The 18,096-nt window shown below is 68.5% G+C and carries 16 protein-coding genes and 1 CRISPR repeat array (1 of these 17 running past the window's edge); of the genes, 1 reads left to right on the plus strand and 15 read right to left on the minus strand.

Annotated features, from left to right (window positions below; genetic code table 11):
* Positions 1 to 1,001: a CRISPR direct-repeat array (repeat unit 27 nt; unit sequence GTTTCAATCCCTCCAGGGATGATCAGG) (it extends 365 nt beyond the left edge of the window).
* Between the two features lie 110 nt (positions 1,002 to 1,111).
* The 7 genes from cas2 to MJ777_RS00950 are packed head-to-tail and all read right to left on the minus strand — an operon-like array spanning position 1,112 to position 9,403.
* Entirely contained in the window at positions 1,112 to 1,375 is a 264-nt protein-coding gene (gene cas2 / locus MJ777_RS00920; RefSeq protein ID WP_239334171.1) for a CRISPR-associated endonuclease Cas2, read from the minus strand.
* 3 nt (positions 1,376 to 1,378) lie between these two features.
* Positions 1,379 to 2,359, minus strand: a complete 981-nt coding sequence (gene cas1b / locus MJ777_RS00925) for a type I-B CRISPR-associated endonuclease Cas1b (RefSeq protein ID WP_239372475.1) — start codon at positions 2,357 to 2,359, stop codon at positions 1,379 to 1,381.
* 40 nt (positions 2,360 to 2,399) lie between these two features.
* Positions 2,400 to 2,939 carry a CRISPR-associated protein Cas4 gene (locus MJ777_RS00930; protein ID WP_239372476.1) on the minus strand — a complete coding sequence of 180 codons (540 nt, stop codon included), beginning with the start codon at positions 2,937 to 2,939 and terminating at the stop codon, positions 2,400 to 2,402.
* 14 nt (positions 2,940 to 2,953) lie between these two features.
* On the minus strand, positions 2,954 to 6,190 hold the full coding sequence (gene cas3, locus MJ777_RS00935; RefSeq protein ID WP_239372477.1) for a CRISPR-associated helicase Cas3': 3,237 nt from the start codon (positions 6,188 to 6,190) through the stop codon (positions 2,954 to 2,956).
* Positions 6,187 to 7,248 (minus strand): type I-B CRISPR-associated protein Cas7/Cst2/DevR, encoded by a 1,062-nt coding sequence (cas7i, locus tag MJ777_RS00940; RefSeq protein ID WP_239372478.1) that lies wholly within the window; start codon positions 7,246 to 7,248, stop codon positions 6,187 to 6,189. The genes cas3 and cas7i overlap by 4 nt, the downstream gene beginning before the upstream one ends.
* Positions 7,248 to 8,717: a hypothetical protein gene (locus MJ777_RS00945; protein ID WP_239372479.1), complete on the minus strand. Its 1,470-nt coding sequence runs from the start codon at positions 8,715 to 8,717 to the stop codon at positions 7,248 to 7,250. The genes cas7i and MJ777_RS00945 overlap by 1 nt, the downstream gene beginning before the upstream one ends.
* The gene (locus MJ777_RS00950) at positions 8,714 to 9,403 is read right to left on the minus strand and encodes a CRISPR-associated endoribonuclease Cas6 (protein WP_239372480.1); all 690 of its coding nucleotides are present in this window, start codon (positions 9,401 to 9,403) and stop codon (positions 8,714 to 8,716) included. Before MJ777_RS00950 ends, MJ777_RS00945 begins: the two co-directional genes overlap by 4 nt.
* 270 nt (positions 9,404 to 9,673) lie before the next feature.
* Here MJ777_RS00950 and MJ777_RS00955 point away from each other — a divergent pair, with 270 nt between their 5' ends.
* Positions 9,674 to 10,693 carry a type IV toxin-antitoxin system AbiEi family antitoxin domain-containing protein gene (locus MJ777_RS00955; protein WP_239372481.1) on the plus strand — a complete coding sequence of 340 codons (1,020 nt, stop codon included), beginning with the start codon at positions 9,674 to 9,676 and terminating at the stop codon, positions 10,691 to 10,693.
* Between the two features lie 96 nt (positions 10,694 to 10,789).
* Here the strand turns inward: MJ777_RS00955 and MJ777_RS00960 are convergent, their stop codons facing one another.
* Genes MJ777_RS00960 through MJ777_RS00995 form a run of 8 tightly spaced genes read right to left on the minus strand, consistent with a single transcriptional unit; the run spans position 10,790 to position 17,728 of the window.
* Positions 10,790 to 11,227: a metal-sulfur cluster assembly factor gene (locus MJ777_RS00960; RefSeq protein WP_370652611.1), complete on the minus strand. Its 438-nt coding sequence runs from the start codon at positions 11,225 to 11,227 to the stop codon at positions 10,790 to 10,792.
* On the minus strand, positions 11,224 to 11,685 hold the full coding sequence (sufU, locus tag MJ777_RS00965; protein ID WP_239372482.1) for a Fe-S cluster assembly sulfur transfer protein SufU: 462 nt from the start codon (positions 11,683 to 11,685) through the stop codon (positions 11,224 to 11,226). Before sufU ends, MJ777_RS00960 begins: the two co-directional genes overlap by 4 nt.
* Complete coding sequence (locus tag MJ777_RS00970; protein ID WP_370652613.1) at positions 11,682 to 12,998, minus strand: cysteine desulfurase; 1,317 nt, start codon at positions 12,996 to 12,998, stop codon at positions 11,682 to 11,684. The genes sufU and MJ777_RS00970 overlap by 4 nt, the downstream gene beginning before the upstream one ends.
* 14 nt (positions 12,999 to 13,012) lie before the next feature.
* A complete protein-coding gene (gene sufC, locus MJ777_RS00975) occupies positions 13,013 to 13,810 on the minus strand; it encodes a Fe-S cluster assembly ATPase SufC (protein WP_239308521.1) in 798 nt (265 codons plus the stop codon).
* 39 nt (positions 13,811 to 13,849) lie between these two features.
* Positions 13,850 to 14,167, minus strand: a complete 318-nt coding sequence (locus MJ777_RS00980) for a non-heme iron oxygenase ferredoxin subunit (protein ID WP_239372483.1) — start codon at positions 14,165 to 14,167, stop codon at positions 13,850 to 13,852.
* On the minus strand, positions 14,167 to 15,417 hold the full coding sequence (gene sufD / locus MJ777_RS00985) for a Fe-S cluster assembly protein SufD (RefSeq protein ID WP_239372484.1): 1,251 nt from the start codon (positions 15,415 to 15,417) through the stop codon (positions 14,167 to 14,169). Before sufD ends, MJ777_RS00980 begins: the two co-directional genes overlap by 1 nt.
* A complete protein-coding gene (gene sufB / locus MJ777_RS00990) occupies positions 15,417 to 16,973 on the minus strand; it encodes a Fe-S cluster assembly protein SufB (RefSeq protein ID WP_239372485.1) in 1,557 nt (518 codons plus the stop codon). The genes sufD and sufB overlap by 1 nt, the downstream gene beginning before the upstream one ends.
* Positions 16,970 to 17,728, minus strand: a complete 759-nt coding sequence (locus MJ777_RS00995; RefSeq protein ID WP_239346295.1) for a metalloregulator ArsR/SmtB family transcription factor — start codon at positions 17,726 to 17,728, stop codon at positions 16,970 to 16,972. The genes sufB and MJ777_RS00995 overlap by 4 nt, the downstream gene beginning before the upstream one ends.
* Positions 17,729 to 18,096: the final 368 nt, after the last annotated feature.

The following is an 18,096-nucleotide window of genomic DNA, read 5'->3' on the forward strand; positions in this document are numbered from 1 at the left end:
GGACACGGGCTCGGCAATGCCGGCGTCAAGAAAGAGCAGATGTTTCAATCCCTCCAGGGATGATCAGGGACAGGGGTCGGCCAGGCCCCTCCCAGCCAGCACCGCGGGTGTTTCAATCCCTCCAGGGATGATCAGGGACGCTGGCTCACCGGCCTGCTCAGCCCGCTCGTATCACAGTTTCAATCCCTCCAGGGATGATCAGGGACGTGAACACCGTCACCATCCACCGTGGCGGCGTCATGGGGTTTCAATCCCTCCAGGGATGATCATGGACAACATCATGGGCGACCCGGAGCCGCTGTTCGTCGTGTTTCAATCCCTCCAGGGATGATCAGGGACCTGGCCCTGCGGCTGATCCGCTCCTACACGGTCACCGGTTTCAATCCCTCCAGGGATGATCAGGGACTCGTGGCGTCCGGCGGGATCTGCAACCCCGTCAATGTGTTTCAATCCCTCCAGGGATGATCAGGGACCCTGGAGATGCTCAAGTGGGATCGCTCGGGCAAACGGTTTCAATCCCTCCAGGGATGATCAGGGACCAACCGCCGCAGGGTCCTGGCCGCCGCGATCCAGCAAACGTTTCAATCCCTCCAGGGATGATCAGGGACCCCCCTGGCAGGGACGATGACCGCAGACGCTAGTTTCAATCCCTCCAGGGATGATCAGGAACGGCGGAATGATCACGTTCATCCGACCGGATGGATAGTTTCAATCCCTCCAGGGATGATCAGGAACTATGCCTACGCTGCCGGATTCCGCGGCTCTGATCTTGGTTTCAATCCCTCCAGGGATGATCAGGAACCGCGGCCCGGACCCTCAGCCACATCCTGGCCCACCTGCTTCAATCCCTCCAGGGATGATCAGGAACCGGGACTGTCTACCGGGCGCGCCCCGGCTTCCCGACGCTTCAATCCCTCCAGGGATGATCAGGAACCCGGGCAGTAGCCCCGGATTGGCGTTCAGCTCCGCACGCTTCAATCCCTCCAGGGATGATCAGGAACCCCGAAGATAAACACGCAGGTCACAGCCAGTTTTGGAGATCGTTCCGGGGCTCGTTCTGCAGCGGTCCGGCGGTAGTGCAACACCGCAGGTCAGAGCCATGATCGTCATTCTAGAGGATGGAGTCCTGGTTGCCCGTCTCGCGTCCGAGCCACTCGGTCTCCACCAGGTGCGGGGAGCGGGTCCGGTAGATGCGGATGCTGTCATAGTCAAGATCAAGATGGGTACGGAGCGCTGCGAGGAGTGCTCGATACTGCGCAGCGGACAGTTCCCCTTCGAACACGCTGCGCTGAGTCCAGTGCAGGTACTTGCGGCAGGTCTTGAGGACGACGGGGTTGCGTTCGGCCGCGGTGTCGTAGACGAGCACGACGAACATGCGTCACCACCAAGGCCGGAAAGGCTTGTAGGGGGTGCCCTCCAGACAGAGACGGACAATCTTGAGCGCCTCAAGATGGATGATCTCCTCATAGGAGACCTTGCGGCGCAGCGTCCGGTGGTAGACGGTCGTGGCGAGCTCCTCCCGGATCATCGTGGAGACCTTCTTACGGCCGTCACGGCTGAGGGAGGCCCGACCGACGTCGGTTTCGAAGTCGGCGGGTCGCAGGGTCTTCTGCGCGGCGGCGCGGCGCAGCAGGCGCTCGGCGAACAGCGGCTTGAACGGTTCGGCCAGGTCCAGGGCGAGGGTGTTACGGCGCCGGTCGGTGTCGGCGTGCAGAAATCCGAGCGCGGGGTGCAGCGGGGTGCACCGCAGGGCGGTGAGGACCCGTGCGTAGACGATGCTGTTGGTATAGCTGATAAAGGCGTTGCCCGCATTGGTCGGTGGACGGCGGGTTCGACCGTCCAGCCGCAGCCAGGCGGGCAGGATCGTGTCGAACACGCCCCAGGCCGTTCGGCGGAAGTTCCCCTCTGCCCCCATAAGCTGTTCGGCGCTGTGACAGTCCGGGAGCTGGGCGGTGATGGTCTCCAGGGAGCGGTCGAGATGGTCGGTGTCAAGGGCCCATCGCACATTCGCCGCGGTGGCGGCGACAATCGCTCGGGCTACGGTGGCGCGCCGTTCGGGGTCGGCGGTAAGTTCGACCTGACAACGCACCATCTGGGCCGACGACATCTCCTCGGCGGGGGTGACGGCGCCGGCATAGTTGCCATAGTGGTCCAAGACGTGGAGCATCACGCCGTGCCGGCCGAGAAGCGACACCGCAGCGGTGTTGATGTCGACGTGGTCGAAGGTCACGAGATCGCGGACATCGGTGATCGGAAGGTGCACCGGGCTGGCGTCAGCCCGCTCGATACGCAGGCTGTTGTCCTCGCGACGGATGCGGCACGGTTCGGTCAGCCAGTACGTGCGGCCGGCGGCGCTCATGCCGGTGGCCGGGACGTCCGGCGATGGTCGGTCATATGAACTACCCCCAGCAGTAGTCGGTATAGGAACAGCCGCGGCAGCGCCTGCGCTCCAGCCGTGGTGGTATCGACGGCGCGGCGATCACGGCACGGGCCTGGCGCTCGGCGTCCAGAGCGGTGGCGCGGGCTTGGTCGTTCCAGGTCACGGTGACCGTCCGGCGGATCAACGGGTAGTGGACAGTCCCGCCTCGCACGTGGACCCCGCGCCGTTCGAGCAACAGGCAGTAGTGGCGGACCTGCGCCTCATGATCCGCCGAAGGGGCACGGGAGGACTTGGTCTCATGGACGACGGCACCCGTGGTGACCCAGTCGATTTTCGCCTCACCGAGGTCGATGTCGCGGCGGCGGGTGTAGGTGGTGTCGTCCACGACCTCACCGAAGGCGACCAGATCGCTGGACGCCTCCGGCCGGTAGCCACGCATGTAGAGCCAGAGCTGACGCGGGCAGTGCAGCAGGTACTTGATGTGGACACCGCCGAGGCCGTCGTCACCAACCTCACTCGTGGGGCTGCTCGTGGGGCTCACGGGGCCGACGGTGCTCACAGGATTCGTGTCGCTCACAGGACGGTGTCCACGGGGATGGCCTGCGCACGAGCACCCGTGTCCGGATCGGCGGACAGATCCAGCCCGGCCTCGGCCGTGTACGGCAGATCAACCACAGCCAGTTTGAGACGCCGGTCGACGTGGGCATGCCGGTCGCGCAACAGGCCTGCGTACTGCCCGAAGCGGATGGGGATGAGCAGCCCTTCGGCGAGCAGCGGGTGACCGTCACGCCTGTCCGACAGCGTCCGATATTCGTCGACGTCGTCGGCGTGCAGGACGTGCACGGTGTCGAAATCCTTGTCAAGCCTGGCGGCGAACTCGCCACGGTCCTCAAACGGCTGGCGGAAGGTCAGGAAAGCCGCGGCGAACTCGTCCCGCGCCTCGCGGGCGATCTGGGCCCACTGCTGCCCCCAGGGGGTGGCGTAGACGTCGGCGAGCCAGGCACCGATCGTGTGTTCCGAGATCATCGGATCACCGGTCACGGTGCGTTGCATGGCGGCCCACGCCGCGTCCAGCGCCTCCTCTTCGTAGGGCAGGTGGGACGACACGGCGTGAACGCGGAACTCGACAGGCCCGTCCGGATGGCGCCCGCGGCGGTTGACCCGGCCGGCACGTTGGGCGACCGCTTCGATCGGGGCGAGTTCACTGACCCCGCGGTCGAAGTCCAGGCACAGCGAGACCTCCAGCACCTGGGTGGATACGACGAGTCCGCCACGGCCCTCACGCAGGGCCGGCTCGCCCGGTTCGCGTTCGGGATGCCGGGCGGCGACTCGCCGTTCGATCGCGGCCCGGTCGCGGGCCCTGAACCTCGAGTGCAGCAGCAGGGCCGCGTCGTCGTCATCCGGATGAACAGCGCGGGCGGCCGGCGCCAGCGCCTCGAACAGGGCCTGGGCGCTGCGGACGGTGTTGGCCACGACCAGGACGCTGCGCCCCTCGGACAGCCATCCGGTGATGACCTCAAGGCTTGCCGGCGAGGTGACCGGCTCCTCGTCGAGGACGAGCCGATGGCGGTCCGGCGCGGTGCCGGCGGCGGCGGGCACGACCGCCACCGGCCGCGGAGACAGACTTTCCTTAACCAGTTCGATCATCGGCGGTGCGAGGGTCGCGGAGAGCACCGCGACCCGGCTCCCGAGCTGCTTCCACAGCCGCAGGGCCGCGCAGATCCGGCCGAAGGTGACCGGGTCGTAGGCGTGCAGTTCGTCCAGGACGAACAGCGCGTTGGCCTGCTCCAGCAGGACTGAGGAGTAGCGCGGCCCGGCGATCGCCGCCCGTAGCAGCTGGTGCGGGGTGGCGACACGCACCCGCTGGGCGAACAGTCGCATCGCCCCCGCGCGGGCGCGGGCCTTGCGCGCGTCGTCGGGTCCGGGCGCGCAGTCCTCCGCCACCGCCCGGGTGAGCAGCGTGCGGGCAGCGGTGGAATGCAGCACGCCGATGTCGGGCTCCGCCTCGCCCGGTGGCGCGTCGAGCGCATGGGTGAACCGGTCGGCGGCGGCGTCGATGGACGCCCGGTAGGGCAGCACCCACACCAGCCGTGGCCGGCCCGGCATCCCCGCGAGCTGGGTGGACGCCCAGGCGAGACCCGCTTCGGTCTTACCGCTGCCGGTCGGCGCGGTCAGTACGAGATGGCCGTCGACCGCCGCCGCCCCCCGCTGATGATCGTACGGTGTAGCCAGTCGGTCGAGAAAGCGCGACGGTAACGGCATGTGCCGCTGCAACGGCACCTGGGCGGAGCCGGAATGGTCGGCGAGGGTGACCGCGCCCTGTAACAGCACCGCCAGCAGGCCGTCCTCCAGGGTGACCGGATCGATCCAGGCGTCCCGCGTCGCCACGAACAGATCACGGGCCCGCTGCCACAACCGCTGGCCGTCCGATGGCGGCAGGCTCGTGCCGAGCTGGCCGGTGAACCAGGTGAGCAGCTCGGCGTGCCGCGCCGGGGTGACCTGGATGCGGGGTTCGTCACCGAAAGCATCCGGGTTGAGGCCGAAGCGGTGTTCCCAGCCACCGTCATACGGGTACCTGTCAGCCAGGCCGTCGCCGAGGCCACCGCTGACCGTCAGTGGCTTGTGGTGGAAAGCGACACCCGTGGCGGTCATGAGCCGGTCATGATCGGGTTGACCGGCGGTGAGCAGGTCTACGTAGGCCAGCGAGAGCACCTCGTGCCGCTCGCCCCACGGCGCCTTGCGCACCCGCAACTGCCGCTGGAAACCGGCGGCTACCTTGCCGGCGTCGTGCAGCAGGGCGGCCTGTTCCACCCAGGCCCAAAAGCGCGGTTCCGCGGCGATCGGCCCGGCCGGGCCGATGCGGTCGGCGACCGCGCGGGCGGCGTCCCGCACCGCCGCGCAGTGGTCGGTCAGCGGCTCCGGCCGGCCGTGCGCGGAGCCGGTGGCGGACTTCGCCAGCACCTGGTCGAGCGCAGCTCGATGACCGCCGTCACCGCTATCGCCACCGCAGCCATCGCCGCGGGCGCTCGCCGAGTTGCCCGCAGCGCCGGGGCTATCGGTGTTATCGGCCATCTCCCCGGCATCGGCGCCATCCGTGGTGCCGGCCTGGTCAGGGCCGTGGAGCCAGACCGCCTCACCGGTGCCCTCGTCGCGGTAGGCACCCTGAACATCCCGGCGCCCCGCAGCTGTCGGGCACCACAGGAACGAACCGTAGACGGTGCGGAACCGGTCGGCGCTCACGGTCTCAGCGAGCCGGACCGACACCGCCCCGGGCGCGTCATGCCCGTCCGGCGGGGCCAGAGCGTGACCGACCACCGCCTGCGCGGCCGGATGCAGCACCGTCCACCGAGGCCGGCCCCGCAGGTACACCAGATCCTGGGAACGCCCCAGCCGCAAACCCCAGGTCGGCCGGCGCAGCGCGGCTTCGATCCGGCGGCCGTCCGCACCCGGAATCCACAGGGTCACGTGGACGCCGGTGAGGAAGGGCCGTTCCCGGACGGTGGCGCCGCCCTTGCCCGCCCGGACCCGGCCGCCGATCGCCGGGTTGCTCCCGTCCGCGGCGATCGGATGGTAGGTCTCCAGGTCGATGCCGTCACCGGCGGCGCTGGCCGCCATCCCCAGCCGGACCGGTTCGTCGGGCCGGCCGGTGGCCGCCGCGAGCATGCCCCGCACGGTCGACGGTGCGGGCACCGGCAGGCAGCGGGTGACCCCGGGGAACATCGGGTCCCGGAACGACGCGACCGGCGCGAACAGCTCGACCCGCAGCGCCTCGACCGGGACCGAGCGTGGATGTTCGCTCACCGTGGTCACCGGGCCGGGTCGTCGAACCAGGCGTCGTGCTGCCCGTCCCGCACCCGCGCGGCCAACGCCAGCAGCACCGTCCGCGGATGATCGATCACCACCTGGCCGGCCGCGATCTCCTCGGCCAGGTCGGCCTCGAACCGCTTACGCAGGACATCGCGGAAGCCCGGCCGCCAGCCGACGAGCACCGGCGGCTCCCATTCGCCCTGCCATGCGGCCAGTTCCTTGCGGAGCACGTCACCGCGGACCTGAAGACCGGTGCCGTCCTCCGCGCCGTCGATGACGAAGCCGAGCGGGTTCACCCCACCCGCCATCGGCACCACCGCCAGCAGCGCCGGAACGCGGTCACCGTAGTGCAACGCCTTCTTCGCGCCACCGGCCAGCTCCGCCAGCGCCTCCACCAGGACCGCGACCCGCTCCCGCCGGGAGGCGAGCGGCAGGCGTACCGCGGTGTGGCCGCGGAAGGTCTGCGTGGTCGCACCGGCCTGCGCCGCGGCCGCAAAGCCCAGCGCGGTTTTCTCGTCGAGATAGTTGGGCCGGCCCGACCCGCTCGGGCCCGGCAGGGTAAACGTGCCCACCCGTGGTATGTCGAACAGGAACGGCGCGGCGAGGTCCGCGGTGTAGAACTCGTGCGAGTGCAGCACCGGCTCGGGAATGTTCCGGGACATCACCCCGAAATCCTCGGTGAGCTGCGCCGGCTCGACCGCGAGGAACGTACCCACCATGAACGGGGTGTCCCGCACGGTCGTGGCCTCGTCGGTGGATTTCGCCGTGGCCTTCATGTAACCGAACAGGTCGTCATCGACGTACCGGATCGGGTCCGCGTTCGTGGTCACCTTCTGCGCCTTACCCTGCGCTTTTCCGACCCGCTCGGTCGGTGACGGCACCGAGCCGGCGGCGGTCATCGTGTCCCGCAGCCAGCGGCGGAACGCCTGCGCGGACACATACGGGTAGTACCGGCCCCGGATCCGGGTCTTCTTCACCCTGCCAGTCGTCGTGTCACCCGCCCCGTTGTTCGGCGCGCCCGCCTCCACCGCGAGCACGATCTTTCCTGCCAGAAACGCCATCAGGCGTACCCCCCGTCATTGTCAACATCATCGTCGTCCGCATCCGGGTCGAACCCCACGTGCGGCCCGTCGGTGTCGTCGGCGTCGTCCTCGTCGCTCTCAGCCCGGGTGCCGATCGCCGCGCCGCGCGCGGCCAGCTCGGCGACGACCTCGAAGAACAGCTGCCCGCGCAGGCGCCACCCCGGCGGGGTCGAGGCCAGCAGCGTCTCGGTCGCCCCGGTGATGTCCGACGGACGACGCCCGTCGAGCAGCAGCCGGGCGCTCGCCTCCATCAGCAGGCGTTGCAGCGCGAACGTCCGCCCGGCCACCTGCCGGTACTCGTTGAACCGGCCGCGGGGATTCTTCTCCGCCGTGATCCAGTCGACCAGCAGCGTGGTGACGGGTTTCAGGTCACCCGTGTCCATTCCACACATCTCCCTCAGATACAGCGCTGACAACGCCCGCCAGTCCCGCAGGGTCGACGCCGACGTCTTCTCCACCGCGTCGCGGCGGTTGAACAGCTCGACCAGCAGCCGGTCCCGATGATCGTTGACCGGTTCGAACAACGTCCGGGCGATGGCGTCACGGCCGCTGCGGATGACTGTTCCGTCCGCGGCGCGGCGGGTCATAGCGCTTTCAAGCCGCCGCCAGCCCCGGGCGGCGGTCGGTTGGGTCGGCAGCGCCCGCAGAAATCCCACGACCGCCAGTCGGGTGGCGGTGACCCGCAACCACGGCTCCTGATTGTCGTTCTTGAACATCCACAATGTCGTGGCGACCGGCCGCTGGTTCGTGCCGGACCGTGCCGCGTAGTTTCGCAGCCCCCACAATGTCACCGCCTCGGGAGAGGCATGAGACGGCAGGGAGCTGAATCCGACCTGCTGGATCCGGGCGGCCCGTTCACAGTTCCGCGCCGCGAAATTCCGCTCGACCACGTCACCGTCGCAGGTCAGTACCGTCGCCGACCCGGCTGTTACCGCGGCGCCGTACGGCATCGCCCACACCGCGATCCGGCACGCCCGGCACACCGGCCAGCCCGCCGTCCCCGGTGGCAGCGTGTTGCGGAACTTCGTCGTGTCGAACATCGGCAGCATCGACTTCGCCCACCGGACGCCGGCCATCGCGCCGCAGAACACACACGGCCGCAGCACGTCGCGCGCCCGGTCCACGGCGAAGAACCGGTCCACCTCGGCGGTCAGCGCGGCGGCGTCCCGCGGCCGGCTCGCGTGGGTCGGCTTCGCGTTCGGGAACAGCGCGTACAGGATCTTCCACCAGTCATAGGCCGCGTCGTCCTTACCCGCTGTGGCTGCCCGCACGACATCCCGCACGATCCGTGCCGCGACATCATCGAGATCCCCCACCGTCACGTCATCCGGATGATCGCGGCCCGCGAGAATCGTGACCGCCCATGCTCCGCAACGTTGGATCGGATGACGTGTCAAGGCCAGCGCCTCTGTCCGTAACTGTTCGCCGGCATCCGGTGGTGCGGTCATCGGATCCAGCCGAATCCCTGGTTGGTGTTGAGCCCCAGGCCCCATTCATAAAGGGCGTCGAGCAACACGGGATCGGCATGCACGCGCAGCTGGACGGTGCTGCCGTACCGGGGCGCCCGTTGCACCAGGAACTTGCGCGCAGGCCCGTACGACACGATGTCAATCTCCAGGTCGCCGGGCAGGCCCAGCACGTCCGCCTTGTGCCGCAGGTTGTGGCAGAGCCTTTCCGCATATCGCGGATGGTCGGGGTGGATGAACCGGTCCTCGAATTTCACCAGCACCTCTGTCACCGTCGAAAAGTCCGCCCACCCGCGGCTGTGGTCCGGCATCGGCTCCAGCTGGACGCCCCGCACCCGCAGCGCGACAGTGCCCCAGCGGAGCTGCGTGCGCCCGGCGACCCCGGCCAGCAGCGCCGCGGCCACCCGCGGTACCGGGGAGCCGAACCAGACCGTGCCGTCACCGGACGCGCCGTACACGCCGGTACGCCGGCCCGCCCCGCGGAAGCGGGGCGCCGACAGACCAAGCGGACGCAGCGAACTGCCCGCGTAGCCATGATCGTGTAACTCGGCGGCCAGCGCCTCGTCCTGAGCGCGGATCAGATCGTAGGCGACCCCGCGCGCAGGGCTGAACACCTGGTCCCACGGAATGCTGTCCACATCCGCGGCGACGTCCACCCGAAATCTCATCCAGCTCCCCACTCTCCTCGTATTAGGATCTTGTCCACTATCGGTACCGAGCGCCCGGTCCTCACGAAGCCGCCGCATCCATCAGGTACTGACGGACGACGGAACCGGCAGCCTCTCACCCACCAATCCGAAGCCGAACAACAGGTGAGATGATCGTGACTATCGGACAGGGCCCGGCCCCAGGATGATCGGCGCGTGTTTGTCGGTCGGCACGCATTTCAGCCGGAAAAACGTACACAATGACAAACACGCGCCGATCATGAACGGTGGATGTCAGCGGTCGTCAGCGAATGCCGGTGGTTGTCCACAGATCAGTTCCAGGCATGGCGCCGCTCCAACCGGCGCAGGAAAAATCCAGTCATGCTCGATCCCCGTCCCGATCTGACCCCGGATCTCCTTCGTCAGGCACGGCGGCAGGACGGGATGATCACTACAGCCCAGGCTCAGGCTTTCGGACTGACCCGCCGGCAGATCGCGCATCTCGTCCAGATCGGCCAGTGGCGGCAGCCGCGCCGAGGCGCCTACCTCGTGCCAGGAGCCCATCCGCTCCGGAGCCGGGTTCGGGCCGCTTTGCTACGCAGGTCGGACGCCGTCGCAGGCGAGATCACCGCGGCGCGGCTCCTCGGGTTCGGCGGCCTCCCGACGGCAGCGCCCAGCGAACCGGTGCACCTCCTGCTGCCACGCAGAGCCGCGCGGGCACAGCCGGACGGCGTCGTACTGCACTGGGCCGACATACCGCTCGCCCAGGTCACAGATGTCTGCGGCGTTCCGGCGACGTCGGCGCCACGCACGCTCGCCGACATGGTGCTGCGTCGTAGCCGCGATGACGCCGTCGCCCTCATGGACGCGGTGTTGCACGATGGCCATCTCACCGATCTCAACAGCGCTCGGTCGCTCGTCTTCGGCAGGCTGGGCGCGGCAACGCGATCGAGCTGGTGGCAGCACGCTGACGGCCGAGCCGAGTCCCCGCTCGAAACGCGGCTGCGGCTGCTCCTCATGGACGCGGGCCTGGGTCCCGAGCAGCTCCAGTGGCCGGTCAGGAATATGGCCGGACGCGTCGTCGCCCGCCTTGACCTCGCCTGGCCGAGCCGACGACTCGACGTCGAAGCCGACGGTACGGCCGTGCACGCTGAACCGGACGCACTGTACCGCGACCGCTACCGGCAGAACACGCTGGCCATGCTGGGGTGGACGGTGCTCCGCTTCACCTGGGCCGACATAACTCAGCGCGCCGACTACGTAGCCCAGACCGTGGCGCACGCCCTCGCCGTCGGCAATCAGCACTCATGATCGTCGCGTGTTTGTCGGTCGGCACGCATTTCAGCCGGAAAAGCGTACACAACAACAAACACGCGCCGATCATGAACCTGAGATGGGAAGAACAGGTCAGACGTTGAAGCCGAGAGCCCGCAGCTGGTCGCGACCGTCATCGGTGATCTTGTCGGGACCCCACGGGGGCATCCAGACCCAGTTGATGGTCACGTCGTTGACCAGGGCATCCGGCCCGTCGGTCAGGGCCGAACGGGTCTGGTCCTCGATCACGTCGGTCAGCGGGCAGGCCGCCGACGTCAGCGTCATGTCCAGGGTGACCGTGTTGTCGTCGTGGACGTTGATGCCGTAGACGAGACCGAGGTCGACGACGTTGATGCCGAGCTCGGGGTCGACGACGTCGCGCATGGCCTCCTCGACGTCATCGACAGCGGCCTTGTCCACGGCCTTGTCCACAGCAGTGTCACCGGCCGTCGCTACGGCCGACGCGACCGGTTCGGCCGTTCCCACTTCAGCCACGGTCGGGTCCTGTTCGGTCACGGTGGTCTCGCTCACCGGTCCACCTCCTGTTCCGGGATACCGCCCACCGCCTGCGCGGTCGCGTCCTTCCAGGCCATCCACGACAGCAGGGCGCACTTGACCCTGGCCGGGTACTTCGACACGCCCGCGAAGGCGACCGCGTCCTCCAGCACATCCTCGTCCGGTTCGACGGTGCCGCGCGACTGCATCAACGCCAGGAACTCCCGGCCGAGTTCGAGCGCGTCGGTCACGGACCGGCCGATCACGAGATCGGCCATGACGCTCGCGGACGCCTGGCTGATCGAACAGCCCTCGCTCTCGTAGGAGACGTCCGCGACCTTACCGTCGGCCACCTTGACCCGCAGTGTCACCTCGTCCCCGCAGGTCGGGTTGACGTGGTGGACCTCGGTGTCGAACGGCTCGCGCAGCCCGCGGTGGTGCGGGTTGCGGTAGTGGTCCAGGATGATCTCCTGGTACATGGAGTCCAGTTTCACGTCCCGAAGAACCTCCGGACATGCCCCAGGCCTTCCACGAGCGCGTCGACCTCACCACGGGTCGAGTACAGGTGGAAGGAGGCCCGAGTCGTGGCCGGGACGCCGTAGCGCAGGCAGACCGGGCGGGCGCAGTGGTGTCCCACGCGAACGGCGATACCCCGTTCGTCGAGCAGCTGGCCGACATCGTGGGGGTGCAGCGGCCGGTTGTCGGACCCGGTGAGCACGAACGAGACGGCGCCGCCCCGGTCGACCGCGTCCGGCGGCCCGATGATCCGTAGGCCCGGCACGGTGGCCAGCTGGTCGAGTGCGTAGGCGGTGATGTCGTGCTCATGGGCGGCGATCGCGTCCATGCCGAGATCGGTGAGGTAGTCGACCGCGGCACCGAGGCCGACCGCCTGGGCGATCATCGGTGTGCCGGCCTCGAACCGGTGCGGTGGCACGGCATACGTCGACGCCTCCATCGTCACCACTTCGATCATCTCGCCGCCACCGAGGAACGGCGGCATCACCGCCAGCAGCTCACCCCGGCCCCACAGCACGCCGATACCGGTCGGCCCGCACATCTTGTGGCCGGTGAAGGCGAGGAAATCCACCCCGAGCGCGGTCACGTCGATCGGCATGTGCGGCACGGACTGGGAGGCGTCCAGGACGGTCAGCGCGCCCACCGCCCGAGCCCGGTCGACCAGCGTCGCCACCGGGTTGACCGTGCCGAGGATGTTCGACTGGTGCACGAACGAGACGACCTTCGCCCGCTCGGTGATCACTTTCTCCACATCCGCCAGGTCGAGACGGCCGTCGTCGGTGAGACCGATCCAGCGCAGGGCCGCCCCGGTCCGCTGGCACAGCATCTGCCAGGGCACCAGGTTGGAATGGTGCTCCATCTCGGTGATGACGACCTCGTCGCCCGGCCCGAGACGGAACCGCTCCGCCTCCGGGCCGGCGGCAGCCGCGTTGCTCATCGCGTAGGCGACGAGGTTCAGCGCCTCGGAGGAGTTCTTGGTGAAGACGACCTCGTCACGCCCGGGCGCGCCGATGAAGGCTGCGACCCGGTCGCGAGCGGACTCGTACAGCGCGGTCGCCTCCTCGGCCAGCACGTGGATGCCGCGGTGGACGTTGGCGTTGTGCAGCTCGTAGTAGTCCCGCTCGGCGTCGAGGACGGCCGTGGGCTTCTGCGAGCTGGCCGCGCTGTCGAGGTAGACCAGCGGCCGGCCGTCGTGGACACGCCGGGCCAGGATCGGGAAGTCCTTGCGGACCTGATCGACGTCGTACCCGCCCCCCGGCTGAGCGGCGGTGCGCCGCGTGGGCGAGGGCATCGCGTCCGTCATCGTCATACCGCCGTCCCGGCCGGCGCAGGCACCTCGGTCGCCTCGGTCGCCTTGACATACCGGTCGTAGCCGCCGTCCTCCAAGACCGCGGCGAGCTCGGGGCCGCCGGAGTCGACGATGCGCCCGCCAGCCATCACATGGACGAACTCCGGCTTCACATAACGCAGGATACGGGTGTAATGGGTGATCAGAAGAATACCGGTCTCCCCGGCCGCGCGGACGGATTCGATGCCGGCGGAGACGATCCGCAGCGCGTCCACGTCAAGGCCCGAGTCGGTCTCGTCCAAGATAGCGATCTTCGGCTTGAGCAGGGCCATCTGAAGGATTTCGTGACGCTTCTTCTCGCCACCGGAAAAACCCTCGTTGACGCTGCGCTCGGCGAATGCCGGGTCCATTTCCAGGGTCGCCATGGACTCACGGACTTCCTTGACCCACGTACGCAGTTTGGGCGCCTCGCCGCGCACGGCTGTCACGGATGAGCGCAGGAAGTTCGACACCGACACGCCGGGCACCTCAACCGGGTACTGCATGGCAAGGAAGACCCCGGCGCGGGCGCGTTCGTCCACGCTCATCGCGAGCACGTCGACCCCGTCCAACGCCACCGAACCACTGGTGATCGTGTACTTGGGGTGACCGGCGATGGAGTACGCCAGCGTCGACTTGCCGGAGCCGTTCGGCCCCATGATCGCATGGGTCTCGCCGCGGCGGATCGTCAGGTCCACACCGCGCAGGATCTCCCTCCCCTCGGTGGAATCGGTCTCCACCGAGACATGGAGGTTACGGATCTCAAGGGTCGACACTTGATCAGTCTCCTAAAAACCGCTATGTCCTACAAGCCGCTATGACTGCCCGATGTCGACGAGCACGTCGTCACCGTCGATCTTCACCGGATAGACGGGTACCGGCTCGGTTGCCGGCAGCCCGACGGGTTCACCTGTGGCAAGGTCGAACTGCGAGCCGTGCAGCCAGCATTCGATCCTCGCGTCCTCGACCTCGCCGTGGGAGAGCATCACCTCGGCGTGGGAACACTCGTCGCGGATGGCGTAGACCTGCCCACCGGCCAGCGCCAGGCACACCGGCTGCCCGCCGACCTCGACGCCGAGCGCGGACTCCTCGCTGAGGTCCGCCAACGCGCACACACGCTGAAAAACACCCACTAGACGACCCCGTCCAGCTCCGCCTCGACCGCCGCGGTGATCCGTTCCCGGAGAGAGCCGATCTCGATCCGGTCGACGATCTCGGCGAAGAAGCCGCGGACCACCAGCCGTCGCGCCTCGTCCGCCGGGATGCCCCGCGCCATCAGGTAGAACAGCGCCTCGTCGTCGAAACGGCCGGTGGCGCTGGCGTGGCCGGCCCCGACGACCTCGCCGGTGGATATCTCCAGGTTCGGCACCGAGTCCGCACGGGCACCATCGGTGAGGACGAGGTTACGGTTCAGCTCGTAGGTGTCGGTACCCACGGCGTCCGCGCCAATCACCACGTCACCGATCCACACCGCGTGCGCGCCCTCGCCCTGCAACGCGCCCTTGTAAGCGACCCGGCTGCGGCAGGACCGCGGGCTGTGATCAACCAGCAGCCGGTGCTCCTGGTGCTGGCCGGCGTCGGTGAAGAACAGCCCGTAGAGCTCGGCATCCCCGCCAGGTCCGGCGTAGGTGACGGTGGGCGACAAGCGGACGAGATCTCCACCGAGAGTCACCGTGAACGAACGGAACCGGGCGTCCCGGCCGACCCTGGCCGCGTGTGCGGCGACGTGCACAGCGCCGGGATCCCAATCCTGGAGCGACACGAAGACCAGGGACGCGCTGTCGCCGATGGACAGCTCGACGTTGCCGGCGAAGACGGCCTGTCCGGTGTGATCGAGCACCACCGTGACCGAGGCGAACGCGCCGACTTCGACCACCAGGTGGCCGTAGGCCGTTCCGCCGGAGCCGTGCAGCCGGACGACCACCGGCGTGTCCGGGGCCGCCTCGGCGGGCACGGTGACGACCACGGCATGCTCGGCGCGGGTCATCGCGAACGCCGACACACGGTCGGCCGGGGTGAGCACCCGCCCGACGCGGGCGTCATCGATGCCGACGCGCTCAACCGTCACTCCCGGGGGCGCTTCGACATCCACCGTGAACGTGGCGTCGGCGGCCGGGCCACCGAGCAGGCCGCCGAGCCGGCGCAACGGAGTGAACCGCCACTCCTCCTCGCGGCCGGTCGGTAGCGGATGAACCTGGGGGTCGCGGGAGCGCACCGGACGCGGCCGGCCGTCGGGCCGCCCCGCCGACACCCCCGCCTTCGACCCGGCCGGCGAACCGGTCGAGGACCCGGGCACCAGCACAGCCGGACCGGCCGGGGATCCCGCGGCGGATCCTGCGGCCGAACCGTCCCGCGAGCCGTTGTGGATGGGAGCGGTCACCATCAGCCGACCGCGCCTTCCATCTGCAGCTCGATCAGCCGGTTGAGCTCGAGGGCGTACTCCATCGGCAGTTCCCGGGCGATCGGCTCGACGAACCCGCGCACGACCATGGCCATGGCCTCATCCTCGGAGAGCCCGCGGCTCATCAGGTAGAAGAGCTGGTCCTCCCCGACCTTGGACACGGTGGCCTCATGCCCGATGGAGGCGTCGTCCTCCCGGACGTCCACGTACGGGTAGGTGTCGGAACGACTGATCGCGTCCACCAACAGGGCGTCACACTTCACCGTCGCCCGCGCGTTGTGCGCGTCGTCCTGGATCTGGACCAGGCCCCGGTAGGACGTCCGGCCGCCGCCGCGGGCCACCGACTTGGAAACGATCTTGGATGATGTCCGCGGCGCGGCGTGCACCATCTTCGCACCGGCGTCCTGGTGCTGGCCGGGGCCGGCGAACGCGATCGAGAGCACCTCGCCCTTGGCCTGCTCACCGAGCAGCCACACGGCCGGGTACTTCATTGTCACCTTGGAGCCGATGTTTCCGTCGATCCACTCCATGGTGCCGCCGGCCTGGCAGGCCGCCCGCTTGGTGACCAGGTTGTACACGTTGTTCGACCAGTTCTGGATGGTCGTGTACCGACAGCGGGCGTTCTTCTTCACCACGATCTCCACGACCGCCGAGTGCAGCGAGTCGGAGGAGTAGATCGGTGCCGTGCAACCCTCGACGTAGTGCACGTAGGCACCCTCGTCGACGATGATGAGCGTCCGCTCGAACTGGCCCATGTTCTCGGTGTTGATGCGGAAATAGGCCTGGAGCGGAATGTCGACATGCACGCCCGGCGGTACGTAGATGAAAGAACCACCGGACCACACCGCGGTGTTGAGCGCGGCGAACTTGTTGTCCCCGACCGGGATGACCGACCCGAAGTACTCCTGGAAAATCTCCGGATGCTCCCGCAGGCCGGTGTCGGTGTCGAGGAAGATAACACCCTGCTCCTCAAGATCCTCACGAATCTTGTGGTAAACGACTTCACTTTCGTACTGAGCCGCCACGCCGGAGACCAGGCGCTGCTTCTCGGCTTCAGGAATGCCGAGCCTGTCGTAGGTGCTACGGATGTCCGCGGGCAGATCGTCCCAGGTGGCAGCCTGCTTCTCGGTCGACCGGACAAAGTACTTGATATTGTCGAAGTCGATCCCGGACAGGTCCGCGCCCCAGGTCGGCATGGGCTTGCGGCCGAAGAGCTTCAGGCCCTTGAGCCGGAGCTGCGTCATCCACTCCGGTTCGCTCTTCTTGGCCGAGATGCCGAGGACGACCGCCTCCGACAGCCCGCGCTGGGCGGTTGCCGCATACGCGTCCGTGTCAGACCAGCCGAACTTATAGGCGCCCAGGCCCTCAAGCGCCTCGGGGACTGCGGCCTCCGGGCGCGCGATCTGACGATCGTCGCGCGCCCTTTGGCCCTCCAACACCGCGGGGATTACGGCCTCCGGGCGCGCGATCTGACGATCGTCGCGCGCCCTTTGGCCCTCTGGCCGACTGTCGATCTCGGTCTCGGGAGTTGTGGTCATATGACAGGCCCCTCCGAGGAGGTGGAAGTGACGGGGTTCATTGCGGTAGCCGTACAGCCGGTGGAGGTGCCGGTGGACGTACTGGTAGCGGCAACGGGGGCAGGCTCCAGGGGAACATGCGTCGTGCACACCCCGTCGCCGTGCGCGATTGTCGCGAGCCGCTGGACATGGGAGTCGAGCAACCTCGCCAATGCGGCGGTCTCCGCTCCGCAGAGCTCGGGAAATCGCTCCGCGACGTGCTGGACCGGGCAGTGGTGCTGGCAGATCTGGACGCCGGTCGGCAGTGACGAGGCGCTGGCGGTGTAGCCGGCGGCGGACATGGCCGCCGCCAGCACCGCCGGCCGGTCCGCCGGATCGGCGTCGGCCACCGCCGGCTTGACGCGGCGTTCCAGCTCCGCGGCGCGCGCCTCGGCGAACTCCGCGACACCTTGGTGGCCCGCGACGCCGGCGAGGAAACTCAGCGCGCTGGCCGCAAGGTCTTCGTACGCGGTCGGGCCCGCCGCGTGCCCGGCCGCGGTGAGCTGGTAGAGCCGGGCTGGACGCCCGCGGCCGCGTGGGCCCGCGGCCCGCGCCGACCGGATCGTGATCGTTTCCTCGGCGAGCATCGCGTCAAGATGCCGGCGGATCGCCGCCGGGGACAGGCCGAGATGAGCGGCGAGCGTGACCGCGGTCGAGGGACCGAGTTCCAGGAGCAGGCGCGCGACACGGTCACGGGTACGGCCATCGGCCACCGTGCCGCTGGAAGCGTCGGGCATGCTTTTCACAACACCACTGTGCCCTATTTCCCGCCGGGGGTCGAACAAGCCTGTGTGCCGAGTCGGCGCGAGCTGTCGGAATACCTGACCATCGTGGCATCTGACCTGGGCGTGGACCATGTGATCGAGCCGAGCGTCTGATGCGCCACACCCCTTTCCCGGGCCGCGCCGAAGACGTGACGCGAGGTCTCCGGGAGCGCGGACGGGCCGGCGCCCGGCCCCGCCAGCACCTTCGGCGATCGAGCTACCACAGGCAGACCACTCCTATCAACATAGGATCATGAACGAGACGGTCGTCTCGCGGGCCAACTCCTGCCAGGCTGCGGCAGGGGGGCGAACGGCGTCCCTGGTTCGTTGTGACCCGGACG

Origin of the sequence: Protofrankia sp. Cj5 (assembly GCF_917627405.1) — a bacterium.
Lineage (GTDB): Bacteria > Actinomycetota > Actinomycetes > Frankiales > Frankiaceae > Protofrankia.

What these genes read in the sequence shown, in the direction of transcription:
- MJ777_RS00970 (WP_370652613.1), bottom strand. Translation starts at nt 12,998, where the DNA reads ATGCCCTCGCCCACGCGGCGCACCGCCGCTCAGCCGGGGGGCGGGTAC.
- cas7i (WP_239372478.1), bottom strand. Translation starts at nt 7,248, where the DNA reads ATGGCGTTTCTGGCAGGAAAGATCGTGCTCGCGGTGGAGGCGGGCGCG.
- sufD (WP_239372484.1), bottom strand. Translation starts at nt 15,417, where the DNA reads ATGGTGACCGCTCCCATCCACAACGGCTCGCGGGACGGTTCGGCCGCA.
- cas2 (WP_239334171.1), bottom strand. Translation starts at nt 1,375, where the DNA reads ATGTTCGTCGTGCTCGTCTACGACACCGCGGCCGAACGCAACCCCGTC.
- MJ777_RS00950 (WP_239372480.1), bottom strand. Translation starts at nt 9,403, where the DNA reads ATGAGATTTCGGGTGGACGTCGCCGCGGATGTGGACAGCATTCCGTGG.
- MJ777_RS00995 (WP_239346295.1), bottom strand. Translation starts at nt 17,728, where the DNA reads ATGCCCGACGCTTCCAGCGGCACGGTGGCCGATGGCCGTACCCGTGAC.
- sufB (WP_239372485.1), bottom strand. Translation starts at nt 16,973, where the DNA reads ATGACCACAACTCCCGAGACCGAGATCGACAGTCGGCCAGAGGGCCAA.
- MJ777_RS00945 (WP_239372479.1), bottom strand. Translation starts at nt 8,717, where the DNA reads ATGACCGCACCACCGGATGCCGGCGAACAGTTACGGACAGAGGCGCTG.
- cas1b (WP_239372475.1), bottom strand. Translation starts at nt 2,359, where the DNA reads ATGAGCGCCGCCGGCCGCACGTACTGGCTGACCGAACCGTGCCGCATC.
- MJ777_RS00955 (WP_239372481.1), top strand. Translation starts at nt 9,674, where the DNA reads ATGTCAGCGGTCGTCAGCGAATGCCGGTGGTTGTCCACAGATCAGTTC.